General features: G+C 74.3%; 5 protein-coding genes. 1 reads left to right on the forward strand and 4 read right to left on the reverse strand.

Features of this window, described 5'->3' with window-relative positions:
• The coding region (locus ACOJUF_RS17410) for an SAP domain-containing protein (RefSeq protein ID WP_420123084.1) at positions 1–883 on the forward strand (883 nt) is incomplete at its 5' end.
• 157 nt (positions 884–1,040) lie between these two features.
• Here ACOJUF_RS17410 and ACOJUF_RS17415 read toward each other — a convergent pair.
• The 4 genes from ACOJUF_RS17415 to ACOJUF_RS17430 form a co-directional block, all read right to left on the reverse strand.
• Positions 1,041–1,379 carry an ArsR/SmtB family transcription factor gene (locus tag ACOJUF_RS17415; protein WP_420123085.1) on the reverse strand — a complete coding sequence of 113 codons (339 nt, stop codon included), beginning with the start codon at positions 1,377–1,379 and terminating at the stop codon, positions 1,041–1,043.
• Between the two features lie 50 nt (positions 1,380–1,429).
• Positions 1,430–3,772, reverse strand: a complete 2,343-nt coding sequence (locus ACOJUF_RS17420; RefSeq protein WP_420123086.1) for a serine hydrolase — start codon at positions 3,770–3,772, stop codon at positions 1,430–1,432.
• 68 nt (positions 3,773–3,840) lie between these two features.
• Positions 3,841–4,221 (reverse strand): DUF3040 domain-containing protein, encoded by a 381-nt coding sequence (locus ACOJUF_RS17425; RefSeq protein WP_420123087.1) that lies wholly within the window; start codon positions 4,219–4,221, stop codon positions 3,841–3,843.
• Between the two features lie 118 nt (positions 4,222–4,339).
• A partial coding sequence (locus ACOJUF_RS17430; RefSeq protein ID WP_420123088.1) for a LuxR C-terminal-related transcriptional regulator occupies positions 4,340–4,846 on the reverse strand: 507 nt, incomplete at its 5' end.

Here is a 4,846-nt window from a genome sequence, read left to right on the forward strand (position 1 = left end):
TGCGGCGTCGACCGGAAGGAACGTGATGTCCTCCCCCCAGGAACAGTTCGCGGCAGCCGTGCGCTCCACCCAGGCGCAGGCTGTCGATGCCGTGGAGACCTGGACCAAGATCACCCAGGACGCCTTCGGCAAGATCGGTGACGCGCCGGGCCGGACGCCCAAGCCCGACGAGGTGATCGATCAGGTCTTCGATTTCGCCGAGAAGATGCTCGAGGGCCAGCGCGAGTTCGCGCACCGGATGCTCGGTGTCTCCGAGAAGGTCGGCGAGGCCGCCCGCGAGGAGATCGAGTCGGCGACCGAAAAGGTCCGGGATCAGGTCGAGTCGCGCACCGAGGCGGCGCGCAAGGCGGCCGAGTCCGTGCGCGACGACCTGACCGCGCGCACCGAGGCGGCCCGCAAGCAGGCCGAGACGATCCTGGCCGAGGCCAAGGATCGCGCCGAGGCCGCCAGCAAGCAGGCCATGGAGGAAGCGGAGAAGCTGCTGGCGAACGCCCGGCAGCAGGCCGAGCAGATCCTCGAGCTGGCCCGTAAGCAGGCCAAGACGATGTCGGGTCCGCTGGGTGACTTCGCCGAGCAGATGACCAAGGCCGGCGAGCAGGCCCTGGCTGCCGTCACCCCCGGTGCGGCCAAGGACGACCGGAGCCCGGTCGAGGCCGCGGCCGAGACGGTCACCGAGACCGCCGAGGAGGTCACCGAGGCTGCGGCCGACGCGACCGAGGAGGCGACCGACGCGGCCGACGAGGCCACCGAGGACGTCGCCGAGGCGGCCGAGGACTACGCCGGCTGGACCAAGGCACAGCTCCAGGAGGAGCTGGTCAACCGCGGTCTGCCCAAGTCGGGCAACGTGGCCGAGCTGCGCGAGCGGCTGCTGGGCTCCGCCTGACCGTCGGCGCACTCGTTGCGAACGCCGCCCGGACCGATGGTCCGGGCGGCGTTCGCCGTTGTGGGGGCCGTGGCTCCGCCCTCGGCAGGATCGACACCGGATGGCGCGGCCAGGGGCCCGTGCGCGATGACGGCCAGGTCGGATCAGGCCGGATCGTTCAGAGTGAGCTGGGCGGAACCGGTTCGTGATCGGCCTCGACCGCCAGGACGACGCCGAGCAGGTCGGTCAACGCGTGCCGCAGCCGGGCGTCGGCCAGTTCGTAACGCACCCGCCGGCCCTGCGGTACCGCGACCACCAGGCCGCACCCCCGCAGGCAGGCCAGGTGGTTGGACAGGCTCTGCCGGGACACGCCGATCTCGTCGGCCAGCTCGGCCGGGTAGCCGGGGGAGTCCCGCAGGGCCAGCAGCACGCGGGCCCGGGTCGGGTCGGACAGCGCCGCCCCGAAGCGCGCCAGGACCTCGCCCTGGATGAGCGTCTGCACCCGGTCAGGGTACATCCGGCCATGAACCGTCGACCGCCCCCGATGTGGCGCAGCGCGGCTCGCCGTCAGGCGTCCGGGCCGTCCGGGTCGCTCGCGCCGACGGCCGTGGTGCGCATCAGCTCCATCAGCTCCTCCCGCATCTGGATCATGCGGTCGGTGGGCACCGGCGGGTCGCCCGGGCCGCCGATGCGGAGGTAGACCGCGAGCCGGTCGTCGGGGAACGCGAACGCGGCGCCGTCCCCGTTGAAGTGGCCCAGCCCGCTGGCCCACTTCGCGCCGTCCTCCGTCTGGCCGCACGGGCACAGCGGCCAGATGCCGAGCCCGCCGTTGAGATGGCTCAGGTCGGTCATCCGGTGCACCGCGTCCAGCGACAGCAGCTCACCCCGGTTGACCAGGGCGTCGAAGAACCGGGCGACGTCGGCCGGGGTGGCCGACACCCCGCCGGAGGCCGAGCCCACCCATCCCGTGCGCTCGTCGACCGGCACGTCGACGGTCGCCAGGCCCAGCGGACCGGTGATCCGCTCGGCCAGCAGCGACCCGTACGCGGAGCCGGTCACCGATTCCAGCAGCAGCCCCAACCAGAGGTAGTTGCTGTTGCTGTAGGTGACCCCCGCGTCGGCGGCGTGCGCCCGCGGGGCCCGGATGGACAGCGAGACCAGCTCACCGGCGGTGTAGACGCGCCCGGCGTCGTACCCGGGGGAGTCGGTGTACTGGATCAGCCCGGTGGCGTGCTGCAGCAACTGGCGGGGGGTGACGGTCTCCCCGGCCGGCAGGGGTTGCACGTCGGGCAGGTCCGGAACGGGCGCATCCAGGTCGAGCCGCCCTTCCTCGGCGAGCTGCACCACGAGCGAGGCGGTGAAGGTCTTGGTCATCGAGGCGATGCCGACGCTGAATTCGGCGGCCGGCGGCTCACCCCCGGCGCGGGTCGCGCTGCCGCTCCACACCTGCGGTCCGGCGGCCACACTGACCACGGCGTCGTTGATCTCGGGTTGGGCGGCGATCCAGAGCTCCAGCGCCGACTGCAGGTCGTCACCGTGCAACGGGCGGTCCTCAATCCCCGCCCGCAGATCCCGGGCCGCCGCGGCGAACGCGGTGTCGGCCAGGGCCGTGCGATCCGACGGCGGGGGCAGGGTCGCGAGCCCGCCCTCGGTCCGGCCGGCGGTGACCGCCGTCGTCGTGCCGGCGATCAGGGTGACCGCGGCCGCCGCGGCGACCGCCAGGCGCAGCCGCTGCGGCGGCCGGTCCGGCCCGGTCCGTGTCCGGTGCGCCCCGGTGGGCCACCACCGGGCCGGCCGGCGGGCGGCGACGTCCTCCACCCATCCGACCGCGGCGACCGCGGCGGCGGTGAACCCGACGGTCAGCAGCAGGACCGAGGGCGCCGACCAGAGCCCGGCCGCCGGGGCCAACGCCAGGGCCAGGAAGATCGCCGCCGGGTGCCACAGGTAGATGGTCAGCGCCCGGGCGCTCACCGCCCGGGCCGCGGGCGCGACCCGGGGGGTGGCGGCGAGGCGCCGCAGCGGCTGCTCGGCGGCGCCGATCAGCAGCAGCCAGCCGAGGGCGGCCACCGCCAGCAGCAGGTAGGACTCGTTGAGCGAGCCGCGGGGCAGCGGAACGACCACCGAGCCGGCCAGGGTCGCGGCCACCAGCGCGAGTCCGGCCGCGGCCCGGACCAGGACGGCGCGCCGGTCGGGCGGTGCCGGACGCCGGGTGGCCCAGGCGACGCCGAGCACCGCGAACAGGCCGTAGCAGAGCAGGTCGCCGGCGGCCATCCGGGCCGTCCCGACCAGCGACGGCACTCCCAGCAGCGGCGCCAGCTCCAGGGCCACCAGCCCGGCCAACGCCCCGGCGACGACCGCGCGGACCCGCCGGGCGAGCATCGCGGCGACCGGCAGCAGCACGAGCAGCACCAGGTAGTCGGTGAGGTACCACAGGTGCCCGGTCAGCCAGTCGCGGTCGGTGCCCGACGTCCGGGGCAGCGGCAGCAGGACCGCCGGCCAGTCGAACCGATCGGTCTCGAAGACCGGACCGGGCCCGGGACCGGACCCGGGGCCGAACACCGTCGGTCGTAGCGCCGTGATCGCCACGACGGTGGCCGAGTACACCCAGAAGGGCAGCAGGATGCGCAGCAGCCGCCGGGCCAGCGTGCGCGGACCGGCGGATCGGTCGGCCGTCCGGCGGCTCCCGACCGGCCGGGCGACCGAGCCGGCGAGCACCGCTCCGGCCAGGAAGAACATCACCGGCATGGCCGGAAAGATCCAGCTCAGCCAGGGTGCGGCGAACGCGTGCCAGAGCACGACGCGGGCCAGGGCGACCGACCGCAGCGCGTCGACCAGCGGGTCCCGGTTCCCGCCCGGCCGGGGGGACACCGGTGGTGCGGCGGGGGCGGGGAGGTCGGTCGGCGCAGGCATCCCGTCCATGCTGACCGACGTCGAGGGGGGTGAGAGGCCGTTCACCGCTCACCGGAACGTGGTTTGTCTCACGGCCGGCGTGATCCGCCGGGCGCCGGTGGGGTCGTCGGCGGGTTCGTCGGTGGGGTCCCCGGAAGGGTCCACGGCGGGGTCGCCGAGGAGAACACGGGCAGCATCGTCCTGACCTCCCGCAGCAGCCCGCCGGCGGCCCCGGTCATCGCGGCGACGCCGGCGACGGCGATCACGACCCCGGTGATGGGGAAGGCATGCGTGGTGACCAGGCCACCGACGAGGACGGCCGCCCCGGCCAGGAACGCCGCCCCGAACAGGATCGGCCGCAGCATCGGGAACCGGCCCGCGGCGATGGTCCGGGCCAGGTCGGGGTCCACCCGGGTGAGCTCGCGTTCGATCTCGGCCAGCTTCCGCCGGTCCTCGTGTGACAGCGGCATCGTCGTCGCTCCTCGGTGGTCGGTGGTCGGTGGTCGGTGGTCGGTGGTCGGTGGTCGGTGGTCGGTGCCGGCCGGCCCGCCCCCGGCCGGCGGTGGGCCGGTCCCGGGGACCGGCCGATCAGGGTTCGATGAGGCCGGCGCGGATGGCGTAGCGGGTCAGCTGCAGCCGGTCGTGCAGGCCGAGCTTGTGCAGCACGTTCGCCCGGTGCCGCTCCACGGTCTTGACGCTGATCACCAGGGTGTCCGCGATCGCCCGGGACGAGTGGCCCTCGGCGATCATCTTCACCACCTCCTCCTCCCGGACGGTGAGGATGCGCTCGGGCAGCCGGGCGCCGGTCCGTTCGCGCCGCAGGTAGTCCTGGATCAGCGCCGACATCGCGCCGGCGTAGATGAACGGTTCGCCGCGGGCGGCCGCCCGGCAGGCCTGCACCAGGTCGCGGTCGGCGACCGACTTGAGCACGTAGCCGCACGCCCCGACCTTGAGCGACTCGAAGAAGTACTGCTCGTGGTCGTACATGGACAGCATCAGCACCCGCACCGGACTGCCCCGGCGGTCGAGTTCCCGGGCCGCCTGCAACCCGGTCATCCGCGGCATGGCGATGTCCAGGATGGCCAGGTCGACCTC

Source organism: Nakamurella sp. (genome assembly GCF_048594475.1).
Lineage (GTDB): Bacteria > Actinomycetota > Actinomycetes > Mycobacteriales > Nakamurellaceae > Nakamurella.

What these genes read in the sequence shown, in the direction of transcription:
- ACOJUF_RS17415 (WP_420123085.1), bottom strand. Translation starts at nt 1,379, where the DNA reads ATGTACCCTGACCGGGTGCAGACGCTCATCCAGGGCGAGGTCCTGGCG.
- ACOJUF_RS17420 (WP_420123086.1), bottom strand. Translation starts at nt 3,772, where the DNA reads ATGCCTGCGCCGACCGACCTCCCCGCCCCCGCCGCACCACCGGTGTCC.
- ACOJUF_RS17425 (WP_420123087.1), bottom strand. Translation starts at nt 4,221, where the DNA reads ATGCCGCTGTCACACGAGGACCGGCGGAAGCTGGCCGAGATCGAACGC.